The sequence below is a fragment of the Marinobacter sp. NP-4(2019) genome, from assembly GCF_003994855.1.
Taxonomy (GTDB): Bacteria; Pseudomonadota; Gammaproteobacteria; order Pseudomonadales; family Oleiphilaceae; genus Marinobacter.
In genome coordinates this window covers 529,855-550,321 of the sequence record NZ_CP034142.1, presented here as the reverse complement: position 1 = coordinate 550,321, position 20,467 = coordinate 529,855, and the positions used below count along the sequence as shown (strand labels likewise).

At 56.7% G+C, this 20,467-nt stretch carries 18 protein-coding genes; 7 read left to right on the top strand and 11 right to left on the bottom strand.

Annotated elements, in window-relative coordinates; translation table 11 throughout:
* Window positions 1–22 precede the first annotated feature (22 nt).
* The 11 genes from dmpE to EHN06_RS02395 form a co-directional block, all read right to left on the bottom strand.
* Window positions 23–808, bottom strand: a complete 786-nt coding sequence (gene dmpE / locus EHN06_RS02445; RefSeq protein ID WP_127329864.1) for a 2-oxopent-4-enoate hydratase — start codon at window positions 806–808, stop codon at window positions 23–25.
* Window positions 808–1,668, bottom strand: coding sequence for an alpha/beta fold hydrolase (locus tag EHN06_RS02440; RefSeq protein WP_127329862.1), 861 nt, complete (start codon window positions 1,666–1,668; stop codon window positions 808–810). The genes dmpE and EHN06_RS02440 overlap by 1 nt, the downstream gene beginning before the upstream one ends.
* Before the next feature lie 7 nt (window positions 1,669–1,675).
* Window positions 1,676–3,136 (bottom strand): 2-hydroxymuconic semialdehyde dehydrogenase, encoded by a 1,461-nt coding sequence (locus tag EHN06_RS02435; RefSeq protein WP_127329860.1) that lies wholly within the window; start codon window positions 3,134–3,136, stop codon window positions 1,676–1,678.
* A gap of 46 nt (window positions 3,137–3,182) precedes the next feature.
* Window positions 3,183–4,106, bottom strand: a complete 924-nt coding sequence (locus tag EHN06_RS02430; RefSeq protein ID WP_127329858.1) for a catechol 2,3-dioxygenase — start codon at window positions 4,104–4,106, stop codon at window positions 3,183–3,185.
* A 5-nt stretch (window positions 4,107–4,111) separates the two neighbouring features.
* On the bottom strand, window positions 4,112–4,447 hold the full coding sequence (locus EHN06_RS02425) for a 2Fe-2S iron-sulfur cluster-binding protein (RefSeq protein ID WP_127329856.1): 336 nt from the start codon (window positions 4,445–4,447) through the stop codon (window positions 4,112–4,114).
* A 13-nt stretch (window positions 4,448–4,460) separates the two neighbouring features.
* Window positions 4,461–5,522: an NADH:ubiquinone reductase (Na(+)-transporting) subunit F gene (locus tag EHN06_RS02420; protein WP_127329854.1), complete on the bottom strand. Its 1,062-nt coding sequence runs from the start codon at window positions 5,520–5,522 to the stop codon at window positions 4,461–4,463.
* 10 nt (window positions 5,523–5,532) lie between these two features.
* Window positions 5,533–5,892 (bottom strand): phenol hydroxylase subunit P4, encoded by a 360-nt coding sequence (locus EHN06_RS02415; protein WP_127329852.1) that lies wholly within the window; start codon window positions 5,890–5,892, stop codon window positions 5,533–5,535.
* Between the two features lie 65 nt (window positions 5,893–5,957).
* Window positions 5,958–7,514, bottom strand: a complete 1,557-nt coding sequence (locus EHN06_RS02410; protein ID WP_127329850.1) for an aromatic/alkene/methane monooxygenase hydroxylase/oxygenase subunit alpha — start codon at window positions 7,512–7,514, stop codon at window positions 5,958–5,960.
* Between the two features lie 14 nt (window positions 7,515–7,528).
* Complete coding sequence (locus EHN06_RS02405; protein ID WP_127329848.1) at window positions 7,529–7,798, bottom strand: MmoB/DmpM family protein; 270 nt, start codon at window positions 7,796–7,798, stop codon at window positions 7,529–7,531.
* A complete protein-coding gene (locus tag EHN06_RS02400) occupies window positions 7,795–8,796 on the bottom strand; it encodes an aromatic/alkene monooxygenase hydroxylase subunit beta (RefSeq protein WP_127329846.1) in 1,002 nt (333 codons plus the stop codon). The genes EHN06_RS02405 and EHN06_RS02400 overlap by 4 nt, the downstream gene beginning before the upstream one ends.
* Window positions 8,797–8,845: 49 nt before the next feature.
* Entirely contained in the window at window positions 8,846–9,097 is a 252-nt protein-coding gene (locus tag EHN06_RS02395) for a phenol hydroxylase subunit (RefSeq protein ID WP_127329844.1), read from the bottom strand.
* A gap of 385 nt (window positions 9,098–9,482) precedes the next feature.
* Here EHN06_RS02395 and EHN06_RS02390 point away from each other — a divergent pair, with 385 nt between their 5' ends.
* The 7 genes from EHN06_RS02390 (at window position 9,483) to EHN06_RS02360 (ending at window position 20,465) form a co-directional block, all read left to right on the top strand.
* On the top strand, window positions 9,483–11,189 hold the full coding sequence (locus EHN06_RS02390; protein ID WP_127329842.1) for a sigma-54-dependent Fis family transcriptional regulator: 1,707 nt from the start codon (window positions 9,483–9,485) through the stop codon (window positions 11,187–11,189).
* 259 nt (window positions 11,190–11,448) lie between these two features.
* Window positions 11,449–12,438, top strand: coding sequence for a WD40/YVTN/BNR-like repeat-containing protein (locus EHN06_RS02385; protein WP_127329840.1), 990 nt, complete (start codon window positions 11,449–11,451; stop codon window positions 12,436–12,438).
* A gap of 11 nt (window positions 12,439–12,449) precedes the next feature.
* The gene (locus EHN06_RS02380; RefSeq protein ID WP_127329838.1) at window positions 12,450–14,915 is read left to right on the top strand and encodes an efflux RND transporter permease subunit; all 2,466 of its coding nucleotides are present in this window, start codon (window positions 12,450–12,452) and stop codon (window positions 14,913–14,915) included.
* Window positions 14,916–14,958: 43 nt separating this feature from the next.
* Window positions 14,959–16,860, top strand: coding sequence for a DUF1302 family protein (locus tag EHN06_RS02375; RefSeq protein ID WP_127329837.1), 1,902 nt, complete (start codon window positions 14,959–14,961; stop codon window positions 16,858–16,860).
* 15 nt (window positions 16,861–16,875) lie between these two features.
* A complete protein-coding gene (locus tag EHN06_RS02370) occupies window positions 16,876–18,204 on the top strand; it encodes a DUF1329 domain-containing protein (protein ID WP_127329835.1) in 1,329 nt (442 codons plus the stop codon).
* A gap of 63 nt (window positions 18,205–18,267) precedes the next feature.
* Window positions 18,268–19,875 (top strand): methyl-accepting chemotaxis protein, encoded by a 1,608-nt coding sequence (locus EHN06_RS02365; RefSeq protein ID WP_127329833.1) that lies wholly within the window; start codon window positions 18,268–18,270, stop codon window positions 19,873–19,875.
* Window positions 19,872–20,465, top strand: coding sequence for an antibiotic biosynthesis monooxygenase (locus EHN06_RS02360; RefSeq protein ID WP_127329831.1), 594 nt, complete (start codon window positions 19,872–19,874; stop codon window positions 20,463–20,465). The genes EHN06_RS02365 and EHN06_RS02360 overlap by 4 nt, the downstream gene beginning before the upstream one ends.
* The last annotated feature ends 2 nt before the right edge of the window (window positions 20,466–20,467 follow it).

The following is a 20,467-nucleotide window of genomic DNA, read 5'->3' as shown; positions in this document are numbered from 1 at the left end:
ACGTTGTCCTCTTTGATCCGGGTCAGGCGAAGCGCACGGAGGCGCTGCCGATGCCACCGATATCAACGCGCATGTAATCACCGGCCTTGACCGGCTCCAGTGGCACCAAAGAGCCGGACAGGATGACTTCGCCGGCCTTAAGGGTGATTCCGAACTCGCCCAAAGTGTTGGCCAGCCATGTCACGCAGTTCACCGGCGAACCCAGTGCCGCAGCACCAGCGCCGGCGCTGATCACACTGCCGTTCTTTTCCACCACCATGCCGCAGGTCACCAGGTCCACCTTGCGTGGAGACACGGCCTGATCGCCCAGTACAAACAGGCCACAGGAGGCGTTGTCGGCCACGGTGTCCTGAATGGCGATCTTCCAGTCACGAATGCGGGAATCGACGATCTCGAAGCACGGCATCACACATTCGGTGGCGGCCAGCACATCCGCATTGGTGATGCCCGGACCGGCCAGGTCTTTTTTCAGGATGAAGGCAATCTCGCCCTCGGCACGGGGAGCGATCAGCCGGTCGCTGATGGGCATGACTTCGCCACTGTTGAACACCATGTCGTCGGTCAAATACCCGAAGTCTGGCTGGTGCACATTGAGCATGTTCTGCACGGCCTTGCTGGTAACACCGATCTTCTTGCCGATGATGGAGGCACCATCCGCCAGGCGGCGTTCCAGCATGCGCAGGGAAATGTGGTAGGCGTCGTCGATGGTGATGTCTTCACCACGGCTGGTCAGCGGGGCGACTGCTTCCCGGCTGAGCATGGCCTGGTAGAGCTCATCACCCAGTGTCTGAATGCGTGTCTGTTCCATTATTGTGCTCCTGCAGCCGCTTGATCGGCCTCGGTCAGAAAATCATTCACCAGCCGTGCAAACCGGCTGGCATGTTCGATCTGGGTCCAGTGGCCGCAACGGCCAAAGACGTGAAGCTGAGCCCGGTCAATCCAGTCCGCCAGGGTCAGCGACGTTTGCAGGGGAATCACTTCGTCTTCCCGGCCATGGATCACCAGGGTCTCGTGAGTCAGTGCCCGGATGTCCTCTTCGCGGCTGGCAAGGTTGTCTACCCAGCGCTGACGCGGAGCCGGGAACATGGCCGCAAAGGATTCCTGGAAACCGGGGCGAATACTGGCCTGGTAACGCATCTCTGCCAGTTCGTCGGTGAGCAGGCCCTTGTTGAAGGCGAACACGTCCATCAGGCGGCGCATGTTTTCAAGGGAAGGCTGATATCCCCAGACCTCATCCAGCCCTTCGGTGATCGGAAAGCTGACACCCACCGAGCCCATCAGCACCAGGCGGCGAACCCGTTCCGGGTACTCGATCGCCAGGGCCAGAGCCAGGCCGCCACCGAAGGAGTTGCCCACCAGATCCACCTGTCGCAGATCCAGCGCATCCATAACGCCGATGGCATGGGTCACCCAGCGCTCGCGGTTGTAGGTGTTGTCTTCCGGGCGTTCGGTGTACCCGAAGCCGAGCATGTCCGGAGCCACCACACGGCGGTTTTTCGCCAGCTCCGGAATCACCAGGCGCCAGTTGGCCCAGGCGGTCACGCCGGGGCCGGAACCGTGGATCATCATCACCGGTACATCGCCCTCACCATGATCATGCACGTTGGTGCGGTAGCCGGCGGCGGTTATCTCACGCCCGATTTCCGGGCTGTTCTCAGGTGCAGTCATGATCGGCTCACAATTTCACGCAGATGTTTTTCATCTCGGTGTAGAACTCCAGGGAGTGCACACCGCCCTCGCGGCCAATACCGGACTGCTTGCTGCCACCGAACGGCGTGCGCAAATCCCGCAAGAACCAGCTGTTGACCCAGATAATGCCTGCTTCGATCTGGCCCGCTACCCGATGGGCGCGGGAGATGTTCTCGCTCCAGATCGCCGACGCCAGCCCGTACGGGAGACTATTGGCCAGCTCGACAGCTTCTTCCTCACTGTCGAACGGGCACAGATGGACACAGGGGCCAAAGATCTCATCGGTAATCACCGCAGAATCTTCCGGCAAACCGGTCCAGATGGTGGGCTGAACCCAGGCACCGCCGGCCAGTTCTTCCGGCATTTCCGGAACCCCACCACCGGTAACCACAGTGGCACCGTCATCAACAGCTTTCTGATAGTAGGAAAGAACTTTCTCGCGATGCTTGAGACTGACAAGCGGCCCCAGGTTAGCTTCGGCATCGTCCGGCGGACCGATCTTCAAACCTTCTGCCGCTTCTTTCAGCCGGCCCACAAACTCGTCGAAGATGGGGCGCTCCACATACACCCGCTCGGTGCCCAGGCATACCTGTCCACAGTTGGCGAAGGCAGAGCGCATGGTGCCCTCGATGGCCTTGTCCATGTCGCAGTCGGCAAACACCAGGCCGGCGTTCTTGCCGCCCAGTTCCAGGGAGATGTCCCGGATGCCTTTGGCGGCCGCCTTCATGATGACTTCGCCGGTACCGGTTTCGCCGGTGAAAGTAAAACCGTCCACCAGCGGATGCTCGGTGAGGAACGCACCTGCTGAATTACCGCCAAAGCCATGAATGACATTGAACACCCCATCCGGCACGCCGGCGTCTTTCATCACCTCGCCCAGCAGGGCGGTGGTAGTGGGGGTTTCCTCGGAAGGCTTGACCACCACAGTGTTCCCACAAGCCAAAGCGGGGCCAACCTTCCAGGTCATCAGGAGCAGGGGCAGGTTCCAGGGACTGATAACGCCAATCACACCTTTGGGCCGACGCACGGCATAGTTCAGTGCACCGGTACCGTCCGGTGTGGGCATTTCAAAGGATTCCGTGGGCACGTTCTTGATCATGTCCGCGAACACCTTGAAGTTAGCCGCGCCCCGGGGAATGTCGATATGGCTGGCCATGGATTTCGGCTTGCCGGTATCGAGACATTCCGCCTCCAGGAACTCGTCAAATCGGGCGTTGATGCCATCCGCTACTTTGTGCAGGATGCTGGTGCGTTCTTCCAGCGTCATCTTGCCCCAGGGGCCACGCAGTGCAGCTTTCGCTGCCCTGACAGCGGCATCCACCTCTTCCCGACCGGCCTCGTGAACCTTGCTGATCACTTTGCCGTCTGCCGGGTTAACGTTGTCGAACAGCTTTCCGCTGGCGGAACCAACATACTGCCCGTTGATGTAGTGTTTGATATCTTTCATTGCTGCTTAATCCTGTTCTGGATGGTCCTGTCGAACGGTAGTAAAGTCAGGTCAAAACCGTCAGGAACCGTTCATTCAGTACCCGGTCGTGGTAGAAGATGGCCTTACCCAACTGCTCGGCCTGCCAGGTCACCGGCTTGTGATCCGGGTAGGTGTAGTCACCACCACAGAACACCTCGTTGCGGTTGCCGGACGGGTCGAAGAAGTAAATGGTTTTGCCGTGGGTCAGGCCATGACGGGTCGGGCCGATATCGATGGAGGTATCGGTCATGGAGATCAGGTCCGCGGCACGCAGTACGTCTTCCCAGGTTTCCAGGAAAAATGACGCGTGGTGGAACTTGCCCGGCTCTTCATGGTGGATGAAGGCAATGTCGTGCTCTTTCATCGACACAGTCAGGAACTGGGCAATGCGCGTACCGTCGCCGTCAAGAACCTGTTCGGCCAGATGGAAGCCCAATACATTGACAAAAATGTCGTAGGTGGCCGCAAGTTCAGGGCCATAAAACAGGCAGTGGTCAAACCGAACCGCTTTCATGCCATCCAGGCCGCGGGGCCAGGCTTCCGGGTTAACCTCCGTGACACCCCATTTTCCGGTGTACAGCTTGTCGGCGAATAGCTCAAAGGTATGGCCGGAGGGCACGGTGAAACGGACCCGGCGGCCACAGTCCTTCAACTCGCCTTCCGGGACCTGTTCGACATCCACGCCGAACTCCATCAGGTCCTTCTCCAGTTGCACCAGAGCTGCTTCATCGACGACTTTGAAGCCCATGAAGTCACAACCTGGCTCGTCCGCCTCGCGCAGAACCACGGAGAACTTGTCCACCTCGGTCCAGGCCTTCAGGTACACACGGCCCTGTTCATCACGGTCGGTTTCGATCAGACCTAGCAGGTCCGAATAGTGTTTAACGGCTTCATCCATATCGAGAACACGGATCTGTACGTGGCCGGGACGCATTACACCTTTTTTCATGACAATTACCTCAACGCTGTTGTTTTTGTTTGCCTGTTTGGAAGACCGGCCACCGTTGGCGGCAGGCACTCAATGATCAGATCAGTCAGGGGGTAGATCCGGCAGGCCAGTACCTCCCCCTGTTCAATGGCTTCAGGCGGAACATGGGCCTTGCTCATCTTTCCGCACTCGAATTCACCGTCCACTACCCGGATTTTGCAGTAACCACATCCACCGCCCCTGCAACCAACGGGTACACACTTGAGGCCTCGCTGTTCCATGGCTTTGAGTACGCTTTGCCCCTCACAGCAGGTAAAGCTCTGCCCGGTTGTCCGATTGGTAATCTGGAAGCCATTAGCCACAGCACACCTCCGTTCAGATCTTCTTGAACAGTGCCGAGCGCTGGGTTTCTTCCGCACCGTCAGCCGCTGTCAGGAATTTCTCCATGAAGATGTCCCGCTCAAACAACCGGCCCCGCATCAATGTCGTAATGGCGGCATCAATCATCGGCGGCGGTCCGCACAGATAGGCCTTGTGCTCGGAGAAACGGCCATCGAAATGTTCCTTTGCAGCGTCGTGTACGTAGCCCCGGAAGCCCTGCCAGTCACTATCTTCATCTGCCTGGCTCAACGCCGGCACATAGCTGAAGTTATCGTTGTCACGGGCCAGGCCCTCGAACAGCTCATGGTTATAGAGCTCGTCCAGATTACGGGCCCCCTGGAAAAGGGTGATCTGGCGATCATCGTTCTGCTCCAGAAGATCAAGAATCATGGATTGGGGGCTTGAGAGTCCCGACCCCCCGGCGATGAAAATCAGGTTTCCCGGCTGCGAGCTGCGCACGAAAAACTGGCCATATGGGCCTGACAGATGCAGCTTCTCACCTACTTTCAGGTCCTGATGGATGTAGGTGGTCGCGGCCCCGCCGTCTACCAGACGCACATGAAGTTCCACTTCATCAGCCTTGCTGGGCGGATTGGCCAGGGAGAAGGCTCTTGGGCCATCAACACCCGGCAGCTCAATGTTGATGTACTGGCCGGCCTGGAAAGTCATCGGGCGGTCGAGTTTCAGGTGGACACCCTTGATGGTCGGGGACAGCTCAACGATATCGGTGACCGTTGCCGCATAGTCTTCAACCGGGTAACCCTCAAAGTCCTCGTCCACATCAATGTCTGCTTCGATGGTGACATCGCTTTCTACGGTGGCGCAGCAGGCCAGCACCTTACCCTCGTCCCGCTCGACATCCATCAGGGCAAAGGGGGAGGCATCGCCAATTTCGACATCGCCTTCGACAACCTGAACCTTGCAGGTGGCACAAGTGCCATGACCGCAAGCAAAAGGAAGCCAGACACCCTGTCGCAGGGCGGCCTGGAGGATAGTCTGGCCATCCTCCACTTCAATCTGTTCGCCGATTGGCTCTACGGTGACTGTATAACTCATGACGTTTACCTCAGGATCCGGAACCGCTGATGCCATCCAGGCCAGGTGTGGTCACTGTCAGCATGCTCTTGTGGTCAATCCCGCTGTCCTTCATGGTGGCGGACATAACGGGCGTGAACGGTTCGTCGTTCAGCTTCCATTCGGCTTTCACAAAGTCCGCTTTGGCACTGTCGGGATGGCTGGCAAACGCAGGCTTTAGCACCTGCTCCAGGAAGTCGCCGAATGTCATGTCCGGTGAAACCATCACGGCAACCGGTGAACAGAACATCAAATGGTGCGGCCAGTAGATGTAGAGCACCTGCATACCATGGAAGTTTTCTACTTTGTCCCTGGATTCAAATTTGTAGTCATATAAGGCATTTACACTCATGATCATCACCTTGTTGTTTTATAGGTAGAACGCCCGGCACTGCCTGATCCCGGGCGCATCCCGGATCAGGCAGCGTCCTGATCGGCACTCTCTCCCTTCGCATCCTTGGCATCGGATGATTTGCCCTTGATAGACAGCCAGCGCTTGTGGTCCGGGGACCCGATGTACTCGAAATTGTCCTCGCCGATGTTGATGTGGTAGTACTTCGACACCACCGTCTCGACATCACTACCCTCGCAGTTGCCCTGGTAAATCTGATGCACCGGCAACCAGGCCTGCACGTACTTCTCCGGCTCGTTCTTGAAGATGTCGCAGCAGCCATCCGAGCAGAAGTGGAAACGTTCACCCTCATGCACAATCTGCCGGTGGCTGAGCATCGTTGGGTCATCTTTCTCGGTGAAAATGGTCGGAATCTGGCACACCTGGCACAGCTGCGGCAGGGTGTTGTTGTAGAAGCGACGGCCCTCCGCATGCTCTTTCGCCCAATGCTCGAAACGCGGGCGGTAGTACCTGTCGAAGGTGTCCGGATACTTCTGAGACAACCAATCCATCTCTTCCTTCTCCGGCATCCAGGTGTGGAAGTTGGTGGCGTGGCTGTACTGGTAGAAGGTGCTCCAGGCCTGATGACTTACATGGTGCTTGGCATCATTGGCAATGTCCTGATACTTGGGCGGGCGAATGCCATAACGCTCAAGGTCCTTGAACAGCGCACCACCGTTCTGCTCGTAATACACCTCCCAGGCTTCGGCCCAGGACATGACCTTGTTCGGCAGCATGTAGTCCATCATCATTCCCACCAGGCTCAGCAGGCGGAAACCACGCCAGAACCACTTGTCGATCCAGCGCTGGACGATAGGTACGTTGTCTTCATGCTGCTCAAGGATGAACTTGATCACCTCAAGGCCCAGAGTCATATGCCGTGCCTCGTCGGACTGGGCCGAGAAACCGAAAGTGACGGTGGCCATATCGCCGTTGTAGGCGGCGCCGGACATGAACGGCACGAACAGCAGGTTGGTCAGCACATACTCGAATGAGAACGAGATCGCTGTCAGGAACTCGAATGGTCCTGCCGAACGGGCGTCGTCAAAGAATGACTTGGGCACCGACAGGAACCACACCCGGTCGTGCATGTGCGCGGCATCATGCAGACCATTGAAGTGTTTGTTGTAGTGGCTCATGGCGTGCTGCTGGGTCTGGGAATGACGCAGCTCGTCGATGGCCTGCATCTGGCAGGCAACCCGCGCCCCGGCACCACTGAACTGGCGGCCAACTCGGGCGTACCCTTGGAATGCCGCGTGTTCAAGCGGAGACACACCGGTCAGGAACAGCTTCAATGCGTTGACGTAACGAGCATCAGAAATGTTCTGGTGACCGTTGTTCTGGGCAAAGGCATCGAAAATGGCGTACAGCTTTTTCTCTTTCTCCGCCTGGTACTTCCAGTAGGCGTCCATGGTCAGACGGAACGGGTCTTCCCACTGAGACCAGTCAGTAATCTTGATGCCTTCAAAGTCCTCATCCGGAAAAATATCTTTCTTTTTCTGGTAAGTCGGTTCCCAGGCCATATCCCGGGTCAGGTACTGGTATTTGTCTTTCAGATTGAGCTTTTTATTTTTAATAGCCATGGTGTTTCTCCTGATCAGGTCCACTGAAGAATGAAGTGGTCGTCGTCTTCGTCGACATTGCCGCCGATACTAATCACGTCGATCAGCATCTCCTGCACGTCCCAGTCACGACCAAGCTTTTCTTCCATGGTTTCGCGGTTGATTACCAGGCGCTTTTCCGCCTGGATCCGGATCATTGCCGGCTGGTGCTGAACCTCTGCTTCCGGGTTGTCTTCAGCAATGGCTTCCACCAGATAGCGGGCGTTGTCGTTGTCCTGGAAGGCGATAAATACGAGCTGGCTCATGCGGATACTCCCTGGCTATGCAGTCCGAACTTTTTGAGGCGTGTGGCAAGTTGTGCCCGGATTTCATCCAGGGCTTCAATTCCGGCAGTGGCTTCCGCCAGCGGCTTGAGTGCGTTGTATACCTGTGGCTCCCATTGGTCGATCCAGACCTGAAGCTGGTCGCGGTTAGCGTCACTTTCACCGACCACCGCCTTGATCATGGCGTTGGTCCAGCGCAGCGATTCCTTGAACCAGTCACGCATGAATTCAGTCAGCATGGAGACGTCTTCCGCACCCTGTTCGCCGAGCCACTCATCCATTTTTTCGTAAATCAGTGGGTACAGCTGGCCGTCGATCAGCAGGTTCTGAACCAGTGTCAGTTCAAACCAGTCGTCCACCACCAGGGTGTCTTCCACCAGCTTGCGCATGGGCTGCCATAGCTCGTCATCCATCCAGTAACCCTTGGACTCATCCAGGCCGGCACCTGTACTGCCATCAAGCATCAGCGCGATGCGGGACAGATACTGACCGATGCCCAGGCGATCCATAGCCTGGTAGATGTGGATCTGAGAGACAGTCGTGGCGTTGACATCGCCGGCGATCTTGCTGTTGTTCATGTTGGCGCCGAGCTCTACGTGGCGCAGAGGTACCAGCAACCTGAGCAACTGCTTCTGGGTAGCTTCCGGCAGGCGGGTCAGCAGATTCCGCTTTTCACAGAACCCAAAACTGGTCTCCGCTGCTTCCTGCATCTTGGCGCGGTTGCCGACGTAGGCTCCGTAGTAAAACTGACGGGGGTCAGTGATCGCGTACCAGTCTTCCATGCGGATCGCCGTGCGGGTCGGGTCATTCAGCGTGTACCTGGAATCCCACAATGGGCGATAGTGAAAATTGGTCTTGGCTTCGAGATCATAGCTGGCCTCCTGATAGCGGGACGCCGGCTTGTCACCGAAACGACGAGCGATATGCCCGAATGTCTGGCGGATGGGTTCCACCGAGTTGGTTTTGATTTCAATGCTCATATCAACTTACCGTCTTGTTGTTGTGAGTGAAAAATCGATTGAAGGTTGGTTAACGGTGGCCTTTCTCTCCGAAACGCCACTTGATCATGTCGGCATCGATCTCGCGGATCATGTCGGAATCCATGTGGATCACCTTGTTATGCCGGCAGAAAATCTCGAAGGCATTCCGTGGAAGCACGAGCTCAACAAACAGTTCGGGGTAGCCGATGGCAAAGTCGAACTCCACGAACCTGTCTTCCGGCCCACTGCGCACCCGGATATACCGGGGCATGTCGTCGAAGCTTTTCGCTTGGTTGGTCATTGTTGGCACCGTTGTGTTTGTTATCGGTTACCAGGACCAGAGCAACGGGTGTGCCAAGCAACTGGCGAGAAGCCGAAATCTACCATCATGACATTGTTTTATATGGACTTTTACTTGATGGCAGGCAACAATACGGGCAGGGATTTATTGAACGAGAGGGACGAAATACCTGGAAGGAATTTTACTATTTGATCAAAACAGAACCCCGAACTGAGCAAATGCTCAGCTCATACGACGCACATGACTTTTGACTGAAATTTCATCATTTGATTGATTTTCGACAAGGATAGGGTGTTAGATAAAAGAGAGTAGCGATCCGCTGCTTTCGCACTGGAAAACCTCTCCCGGATGCGACCCCAAACAATTACAAACGGGGCTCCCGAGTATGGCTATTACCTACAAACCACAACTGCAGTATGTGGACTTTCAGGATCTTACGGAACAGATCCGATTCCAGAGCACGGAGGGAAAAATCTGGTTTGGCGAGCAGCGCATGCTGCTCATGCAGGTCAGCGCCATGGCGGCCTTTCGCCGTGAAATGGTGAATACCATGGGCATTGAGCGAGCCAAGGGGTTGTTCCTGCGCCTGGGATACCAGTCGGGGCTGAAAGATGCCGAACTCGCCCGCAAACTTCGGCCCCATTGCAGTGAACTGGATATTTTTCTCGCCGGGCCACAACTGCACTCTCTTAAGGGCATGGTCAAGGCCGTTCCCATTGAGATCGATATCAATCAGGAAACCGGTGGCTTCTATTGCGAACTGGAATGGATCGACTCCTTTGAAGTTGATATTTGCCAGACGGAACTGGGCCAGATGGACGAACCGGCCTGCTGGTCCCTGCTCGGATACGCCTGCGCCTATACCTCCTCCTTCATGGGCAGGGAAATCATATTCCGTGAAGTCAGCTGCCGTGGCTGTGGCGATGACAAATGCATGATTGTCGGCAAACCAGCAGAGGAATGGGAAGACACCGAAGAATTCACCAAATACTTCAAAGCAGACCCCATTATTGAGGAGCTGTACGATCTTCAGAGTCAGGTCAGCTCATTACGCAGTAGCCTGGAGAAACAGCAAGGGCAGTATTATGGCATTGGTCAGTCAGCCTCCTACAACAAGGTCTGCAAGATGATCGACAAGGCCGCCCAGGGTAAAGTGTCGGTGCTTTTGCTGGGTGAAACGGGCGTGGGCAAGGAAGTTATTGCCCGCAGCGTTCACCTTCGCAGCGAACGCGCTGAACAGCCGTTTATCGCAGTGAACTGCGCAGCTATCCCTCCAGACCTTATCGAAGCCGAGCTTTTCGGTGTTGAAAAGGGGGCTTATACCGGCGCAAATCAGTCAAGGCCGGGTCGTTTTGAGCGGGCAAACAGCGGCACCATATTTCTCGACGAAGTGGTGGAACTCACCCCCCGAGCCCAAGCCACATTGTTGCGAGTGTTGCAGGAAGGAGAACTGGAGCGCGTCGGTGACAATCGAACACGGGCTGTGGATGTAAGGGTTATTGCAGCAACGAATGAAAGCCTGGAAAAAGCCGTGGAAGAAGGCCGCTTCCGCTCCGACTTGTTTTACCGCCTCAATGTGTTTCCGGTAAAAATTCCCCCGCTACGGGAACGACTGGAAGACCTGCCATTGCTGGCTGAACACTTCCTGAATAAATTTCATTCAGAATACAACAAACGCACGCTTGGCCTTTCAGACAAGGCCCTTGAACTCTGCCTGCATTATCACTGGCCCGGTAACATCCGGGAACTGGAAAATGTGATGGAGCGTGGCGTGATCCTGACCGATAACAACGAGTCCATCAGTCGGGAATCGCTTTTTGCAGGCGTTCCGGAACCGCAATCAAGTCAGCCTCAGGGCGTGGTCGACAGCCGCGGCCAGCTCGTCGAAGAATCGTGTAAAGCGTCCGGAGGTGATTGGGCCAGTCAGATACTGGAAAATGGCATCGGCCTGGACGATGTCGAAGAAACGCTGATGCGCCGCGCCATGGAAGAAGCAAACCAGAATGTTTCAGGGGCTGCCCGCATACTGGGCCTGACCCGTCCCGCACTCGCCTACAGACTCAAAAAATCGGGTGTTCTGGCGGAACACTAATTACTGAAAGACTCTCACCGACAAGGACGTCATCCCCCTTCGACTCTCACTTCACGAAATCGGAAAGTGCCTTTTTCACTTGATCATTTGATAAAAATCAACCATCCAGACTTTCCGTATAATCCGCATCAAGCACGCACAAAACTCTTTATTTTCTAAATTCTATCAATACCTTAACGCAATTTTTCCGCGCATGGCATAAGCGTTGCTATCTCACCCTCAGTCGCTTTATCCACAAAAACAAAGACGGTGACATAAAATGCGAAATGCCCAATTGCGCACATGGCGCACCGCCGGCAAGGCCGTATCGCTGGCCGGACTATCCGCACTGCTGCTTACGGGCTGCGAAGCTCCCCTGAACCTGGAGGCTGTTCGCGAGCAGTCGCAACAGGCGGTCAAGCGGACAGACTTCTATCAGGCCATGGCCCGCAACAATGACGTTATTGTTCTCTCCGGCAACAACGGTGTTGTACTGGTCAGCTCCGACAATGGCGAGACCTGGAGCCGGCAGACCCCCACCTCCGACAGCTTTCTTGCCCTGGATGTCTGCCCGGACCAGAGCTTTATTGCACTGACCTTCGACAACAAAATCTGGCACGGCGATGCCAGCGCTGAAAACTGGACAGCGCACGCCCTGCCCAGCCAGGAACAGATGATGACTGCGGCTTGTGCCCCCGACGGAGGCTGGTGGGCAGCAGGTAGCTTCACCACTATCCAGGGCAGCGCCGATCAGGGTGAGACCTGGACCGAAACCTCCCTCAACGAGGACGCCATCCTCAACAACCTGCAGTTCGTCGATTCCAGCAAGGCCTTCGCCACGGGCGAATACGGCCTGGTGCTCACCACCGGCGACGGTGGCGACAACTGGGATTATGCCGGCTACCTGCCAGAGGAGTTTTATGCCCACGCCAGCTATTTCCGCTCAGCGGAGGAGGGTTGGGTCGGTGGCCTGAACGGTTTTATTTACCACACCACTGACGGTGGCGAGAGCTGGGAAAAATCCCCCACCGGAATCAATGCGCCCGTCTTCGGTTTCGTTTCCGGAGCCTCCGGGCTGTATGCCCTGGCGGATAACGCCACAGTGCTGAAGTACGTGGGCCAGTCCTGGCAGAAGATTTCCACCTCTGACCAGCCCCTGTATCTGCGCAGCGGCCTTCTACTTCCCAACCACCAACTGCTCGCTGCCGGTGGTCGTGGCCTTCTGCTGAATCTTGATATTCCCGTGGCCTACTCGGCCAGCACTGACTGAGGAACTCCACCATGGCTGGATTGCATCGTTTTACCCATCTCCTGCATCTACTGGAGTTATGGATTTTCAACAACCCGCGCAAGGTGTTGAGCGTTATAGCCATTCTCACACTGGCATTCGCACTGCGCATTCCCGGACTGAAAATCTATACCGATTTCGCCGACCTTCTGCCGCAGCAGCACCCGTACATCGAGCTGCATAACAGCATCAAGGACAGCTTCGGCGGCGCCAATGTTCTCACGGTCGGTATCGAGTTCGAGGGAGGCGACATCTTCACCAATGAGAACCTCGCCAGGATCGACCGGATCACCCAGGCGGTAGACAACCTGCCGGGGGTTAACCACAACCTGGTTTCCAGCGTGACTCACCGCAACTCCCGCAAGATCTGGCTGACGGAAGTTGGCAGCATCAATTCCGAGCCCTATTACGACTCTACATCCGGGGAATACTCCGAGGCGGCCCTCAAAGCCATGAAGGCGGATGTGTCCGCCAACCCAAGGGTTTACGGCCCGCTGGTGTCACCGGATATGAAAATGGCCCTGGTCAAGGCACAGCTCATTGAAGGCAAGCTGGACTACGAAAAAACCTTTGCCCAACTCCAGCAGTTGCGGGCCGAGGAAGAGCAGGCCGGCGTCAGGATCTATGCCACGGGACAGCCGGTACTTGTTGGCTGGGCGTACACCTACATGGAACAGATTCTCCAGATCTTCATCTTCACCGTGGTGACCATGCTGGCGCTGCTTATCTTCCACTTCCGCAAGGCCTACGGTGTTCTGATTCCCCTGGGCGGTGTGCTTGTCTCCACGATCTGGGGCCTTGGGATTATCAGCCTGCTTGGCTACAACCTGGACCCACTTGGGCTGGTTATCCCCTTTTTGATTGCAGCAAGGGCCATGAGCCACGGCGTACAGCTGGTGGAACGCTATTACGCCGAAACCCTGGAGCGTGGAAATGGGCCTGAGGCGGCGAAAGCCACCTTTGACAGCCTGTTCCGCCCCGGATCCCTCGGGGTGGTTTCCGATGCCATCGGTCTGTCACTGATTGCCATTGGCTCCATACCCCTGAATACACATCTGGGTATCTATGCCTCTCTGTGGGCGATCACCGTGGTATTCACCGTGCTGATTGGCGTGCCCCTGTTGTTGTCCATTCTGCCAACGCCCAAAAATCCGGAAATTCGTGAGACTGCCCTGCGCCACATTGGCGCCAGCTGTTCCCGCATTGTTACCCGCCCCGGTGCGGCAAAGCTCATTCTGGGCACAGCGGCCCTCGCGATGATAGCCGGACTGCTGGCGTCGTCCAATGTACAGATCGGTGATTCCGAACCAGGCTCGCCCATCCTTTACCCGGATCACGACTACAACATCTCGTCACGTGTGGTGAATGACCGCTTCCCCGGTTCCGAAGAGCTTTACATCGTTGCTGAAGCCGAGGAGAACGGCGGGCTGAAACGGCCGGAAGTGCTGGCAGCCCTGTCAGATCTGCAATCCCACATGCTGCAGGATCCGGAAGTGGGCGGCAGCAAGGGCCTTCCCGATCTGGTCAAGCAGGTCAATCGCCTGATGCACAATGATGACCCCCGCTGGTACCAGATTCCTCACGATGCCGGCTATGTCGGCGGCCTGATGTTCACCTACATGGCGTCCAGCCCGATTCCCGGGGCACTGGACGAATTCAACGATACCGACGACCGCGTCGCCAACCTGGTGTTCTATTACAAGGACCGTCAGGGCGAGACCATTCGCCGTGCCATCCACATGGCCAAGCAGTGGATCGCGGAAAACGGCGACAGCGTTGAGGGCCTGACCATTCGCCTTGCCGGCGGCACCCTCGGCGTTGCCGCTGCAATGAACGAATCAGCCTTTGAAACCAATGTGATCGTGCTTCCGCTGGTCTTCCTGCTGATTTTCATCTTCGTGATGCTGTTCTACACCTCCTGGCATGCCGGACTGATGATGCTGCTGGCGATGCTGTTTGCCACCACACTCACCTACGCCTACATGGGACTCAACGGACTGAGCATCGATATCAATACCGTGCCGGTGATAGCCGTGGGCATTGGCGTTGGCATCGATTATTCCATCTACATGATGGACCGCATCCGGGAGGAAATGGCCCGGTTCGGTAACCTGCGGGACGCCGTCAGACGCGCTATTTCCACCACCGGTATGGCCATCAGCTTCACGGCTCTGACGCTAATGGCCGGGATCATCATGTGGGTCATCTTCTCGGACCTGCGATTCCAGTCCGACGCCGCATTGCTGCTGTGCGTCATGATCGTGATCAATGGCCTGGCTGCAATGCTGCTGGTGCCCTCCTGGGTACTGGTGTTCAAGCCACGCTTTGTCACCGATGTTTACGCCGACGAAGACGGCATTCTGCATGCCGACCGTCACACACCTACACCATCTCCATCGTCTGGCCCCTCGCGGGAACAGGAAGATGGGTTTGTGCCGGGAGAGCCATACCGGGCCTGAGCCCGGTAGGACGCTCCAATAAAACCTGTAACGAGGACATGCCATGCAAACAACAATAAGAGGCCTGAGGTTCTGGTGCTGCACCCTTGCGGGTAGTGCCACCCTGGCGCTGTTTCCACTCAGTTCGGCCGTGGCCCAGGAGGATACCCGGGTTAACGGATTCTACGAGAATGCCACCTACGGCCGAGATGGCGTGGGGCTTTCGAAATTCCGCAACACCCTGCAACTGGAAGCGGAGAAAAGAGCAGGCGACGTTGGCATCTTCAGCAACGTTTCCTTCAACGCCACCCTGCGAGGCAGTTACGACGGTGTCTACGATCTCAATGACGATGAATACGGCCGACATGCCGGTGGTCCGGTGCAACTGGAGAATCGGGTAGCCGGTCCCGACGCCACGGTTCCCCACGGGGGCGGCCTGAAACTGCCCAACTCCTTCGACGAATCCAACAACCCCAATGAAGGCATGATCGTGCTGGGTGAAAACCTTCACAGCACGGACGGCGGTGTCAGCTTCGGCGTACCAGTTCGCCCCTGTGACAAGGACGAGCGGGGCTGTATCGATGGCTATCTGGACAAGGATTCCAACGATATGCGGTTTCAGGAATTTAACGACCGCGCTGACTTCATTCGGGAACTCTATGCCGACTTTGATGTGAGATTTTCCAACGGGGACATCCTGAGCACCCGCCTGGGCAAGCAACAGGTTATCTGGGGCCGCACTGACCTCTTCCGCGTACTGGACGTCATCAACCCCGTGGACTTTTCCCGCAACAACATCTACGACGAACTGGAAGACATCCGCATTCCCATGTGGATCCTCCGTACCGATTACCGTATGGGGCCCACCGAGGTTTTCGACGGCTTTGCCTTTGACGATCTCAACTTCCAGTTGGTGTGGAACTTCGACAAGTTCCGCCCCCATGACATCGGCCAGTGTGGTCAGCCCAACGTTATCCTTGATGCCGGCTGCTTCTTCCGGGGCATGAACAGCCTGTGGGAAAACGGCGGCACCGTTTCCAATTTTGCCAATGGCGAGGTGGCCACTGACTTCGGCCCCAGGCAAATCGGTATCCGCAAGGCCCATATGCCCAGCTGGAGCCTGTCCAATACCCAGCTGGGTCTTAAGATGGAAGGTGTCTATGGCGACCTCGGTTTCTCGCTGAACGCCCTGACCTACCGTTCCCAGTTACCGTCACTCCGTGGGGGTATCCTGGCACAGAACGCGTTCACCGGCGAGACTGCCGTGTGGCCAAGCCTGATCGCCTTCGACATCCACTTTCCCCGGGTCAATCTGATCGGCGGTTCGCTGGATTATTACTCTCAGGGAATTGATACCGTGTTCCGCCTGGAGACCGCTTATACCTCCGGCGAGGAGTTCGCCAACACCCTGCGCGAAGACCTCTACTCTGAATCCGATGTGGTTCGTTACGTTGTCGGTGCCGACAAAAACATCTTCATTCCCTTCCTCAACGAACGCCAGGCTTTCCTCTTCTCTGGCCAGATTTTCGGACAGCATATTCTCGACCATGAGCGCGAGCAGCGGCTGCTGGGAGAGGCCGGCATGCCGGACTGGGAAGAGAACTGGATTGGTACGCTACTGATCAAGGGCTTCTATATGAACGGCCGTCTTAGCCCGCAACTCATTACCGCCCATGATTTCCGTGCCGGTGCCACCGCGATTGCTCCATCTATCGAATGGTTGGTCACCGACAACTTCCGCGTGACGGCTGGTGCAAACGTCAAGGTTGGCACTGGTGCCCGCAAGTTCGACGACTGCCGCACCTGCAATCCGTGGGATCCATTCACCGCTGCCTATCCGGGGCATCCTGAAGGCGAATCCGCCGGTCTCGGCGGCTACGAGCCACTGGGCCGCTTCCAGTCTGGCCCTATCGGGATGGCGCAGGAAGAAGACGAACTCCAGCTGACCATGCGTTACAGCTTCTGATAAAGAGGACACAACATGAAAACAAGATTCCAAAAATCCGTGTTCAGCGGCCTAGCTATCGGCCTTGCCGCAGGGCTATTTTCTGCCGGCGTTTACGCCAGCGAAGCCGTGATCAACGAGTCCTTCCATCCTTATAACGATGAGACGCCAAGCCATGATGGCCTGAGCGCCGGCATGACCATTGACCAGTCCAACGTGGGACAGTTCAAGGACATCATCGACCCGGCCTTCTATAACTTCATCGAGAACGGTTGGACCTCGATTACCGTTGGAGAAACCACCTCGTTTGACCTTCATCCCGCCTATGTGGATGCAACCCGCAACTCCCTTGGCAACGTTTCCCTGGGCGACCAGGTCGGTGAAATCAACGGCTGGAAGGCTGGCCGACCGTTCCCGCAGGAACCGGATGCGAATGACCCGCGTGCCGGGGAAAAGCTGGCCTGGAACTACAAGTACGGCTACAACTGGGGCGACAGCGCCGCCATTTATCCATTCTACTGGAAATACCGGGATATGGATTCCGGCAAGGTGGAGCGAACCATCAAGTTCAACTTCCACTTCCTGAATTACAAGGGCCGGGTTATTCAGGAGCCAACGCCTGAAATCACACCCAATCCCTCTGACCTGTTCCGCGCCATCTATGTCCAGGTGCTAGACCCGGCCGACGTGCGTAATACCCAACTGCTGATCCACCGCGCCGCGGATGATCTCAAGCGGGACAACTCCTGGCTTTATCTGGGATTCCAGCGCCGGGTGCGCCGCCTGGCGACCGGGCAGGTCACCGATGCCTTCCTGGGCTCGGATCTGATGATCGAAGACTTCGAGGGCTACAACGGCCGCATCTCTGACATGGACTGGACCTACAAGGGTACCCGCTACATGTTGATGCCATTCTACAACCACAACGAGCTGGAGCTCGATCAGGAAACTCACAGTGACAGTGACGGATACCAGGTGGTGGCGTTCGGCGGCCAGGGCGGCTGCTTTCCGAATATTACCTGGCAGCTGCGCAAGGTTTATGAAGTTGAATCGGTGCCCGTCGACGAAAGTCATCCGCTTTCCAAGCGGGTTCACTACATGGATGCCCAAACCTTCACTATTCCCCGTACGGTGTCTTATGACCGCAAGGGCAGCCTGTGGAAGACTTTCACTATTGGCCAGGCCCATCCTGACCATCACTTGCCGAAGAACAAGGGAACTGGTGTATCCATCGACGACAGCTTCAGCATGATCGACGTGCAGGCGAGCCACTGCACCACCGGCCAGTTCAAGGGACAGGTGGATCCTGAGCTGTCACGTCCCAGTATGTTCAACGTTCAGCATCTCCGCGCAACCGGCAGCTAAGGCTGGAGCTACCCCTTGGGCCCGCTTTTGCGGGCCCCTTTTTGGTCTTGGAGGATAAGAATTATGTCCCGATACGAGCCCTTGCCAGATTCCCCACACGAATGTGACCAACTACTGGTGCTCACTGACAGCAAGGGTGCGATCACCTACGCCAGCAACGCCTTTTGCAGAACCTGTGGCTTCTCGGAACAAGAACTGAAAGCCATGTCTTTCAGCAAACTGCGGCACCCGGACATGCCGAAAGGACCGCTGAACGACCTGTGGGAAACCATTGTCCGTGGAGAATCCTGGATGGGCATGATCCGCAACCGTAAAGCGGACGGAACTGACTGGTGGCTGGATGCCTTCGTCAGCCCCATTACCGACACGGACGGAACGCTGCTGGAATACCAGGCGATTTACCGGTTACCCGATTCAGCTACCATTCGAAGAACCGAACAGGTTTACCGTGCCCGCAGCCAGGGCCGTCAGCCCCTTGCTCTCAGGGTTCCCCGGCTGCCTACTGCTACCCTGCAGTGGCTGGTAGCCAGCCTTTGTTTTGCCCCTGCCACCATAGCTGGAATGTTCGGCACACCAGCGCTGACGGCCCTCCTGTTCGCCGTTGGCAGCGCAGTCTCTCTCGGCTTCTTCTACCAACTCAACCGGCCGTTAGCCCGGCTTTTCATGCGTTGTCGTTCTCTTGTCAGCCACCCCATCAAGCAACTGGTCTACACCGGAAACGCCGGCGTGGCGGGCCAGATCGAGTTGGCCATGCGGCTGGTGGAAGTCCGGCTACAGGTCATGGTGGCGCGTATTCGAGATAGCGGGGAACACATCGAAGACAATGTCCTTCGGGCCAACTCGCTGCTACAAGGCGGTTCTGAGGCCTGCGGCCAGCAGCAATCAGCACTCTCCTCCGTGGCGACCTCCATCGAGGAATTCACCGCTACCATTCGCGAAGTTTCAGAAAATACCCAACAGGCCGCTAGTCTCAGTACGCGAAACCGGGAGTCCGGAGAAAACAGCGCCCGTTCAGCGGCCGCCGCCCGGGACAGCATTCTCGCTCTGGCCAGTGAGCTTGAGGAAACCAGCCAGACCGTGGAGGAACTCGATCACAACAGCCAGTCGATTGGCCGGATACTGGATGTAATCATTGCCATTGCCGAACAGACCAACCTGCTGGCCCTGAATGCCGCCATAGAGGCAGCCCGTGCCGGAGAAAGCGGGCGCGGTTTCGCCGTAGTTGCCGATGAAGTTCGTTCTCTGGCAAAACGTACCCAGGAATCCACCAATGAGATCCAGCAAATGATCACTGCTCTGCAGGAAGGCTCCCGCCGAGTGGTCGAATCCATTGCGAAGGGAAAGCAGCAGTCCGGGAAGAGCGTGGAGCAGGTATCCGCCAGCACCGAGTCAATCCGGAACATTGTGGAGGGTATTGCCGAAAGCGACGGTCTGAACCAGCAGATTGCCGCCGCCAGCGAGCAGCAGAGCCAGACGGTTTCCCAACTGAACGAGGAAGTTCACGATATCCATCAACTCGCCATCACGACAAGCGAACAGCTTCAGGATACTGTCGAGGCAGGCCAGGCAGTTGGCTACCATGTCGGGCGACAGCAACTGTTGGTCAAACACCTGATGCCGAACGAGTCAGGGCGAGGACGGCGGGTTCACATCACAGAGGCAGTATCATGACTGGCAGTTGGGAATCATATAAGGATGTAACCCCATCCCCCCTGACTGTGGTGGTTTCCAGACGCGTCAAAAAGGGCAATGAGACAGCCTTCGAACAGCTCAGTAGCCGAATGACGGAAAGGGCCGCCAACTTCCCCGGATACCTGGGCGCCACTCTGTTCCGCCCTTCCTCTCCGGACGATCCAGAATACCGGATCGTTTTCAAGTTCCGTGACAGGGAAACCCTGAACACCTGGGAGGCCTCTGAAGAACGGGCGGAATTACTGGAACAGATCGAGAGCCTGCTAGTACAACCCAGCGAGCGGGAAGTCACCTCCGGTATTGTGACCTGGTTTACCCTGCCCGGTCAGAATCCGGTGGCGCCACCACCAAAATGGAAGATGACCATAGTCAGCTGGCTGGCTCTCTACCCGGCGGTTACCCTGGTGTTTGTCCTGTTCGGAGACCTTCTGGCCAGTTTACCCCTGCTATTCAGAACATTGATCGTCACCGTTGTGGTCATGCTGTTGATGACCTACGTGCTGATGCCGCGAATGACCCGGTGGTTTTCGTTCTGGTTGTTTCCAGAGCGCAACAAACAGAGCCGCTGACC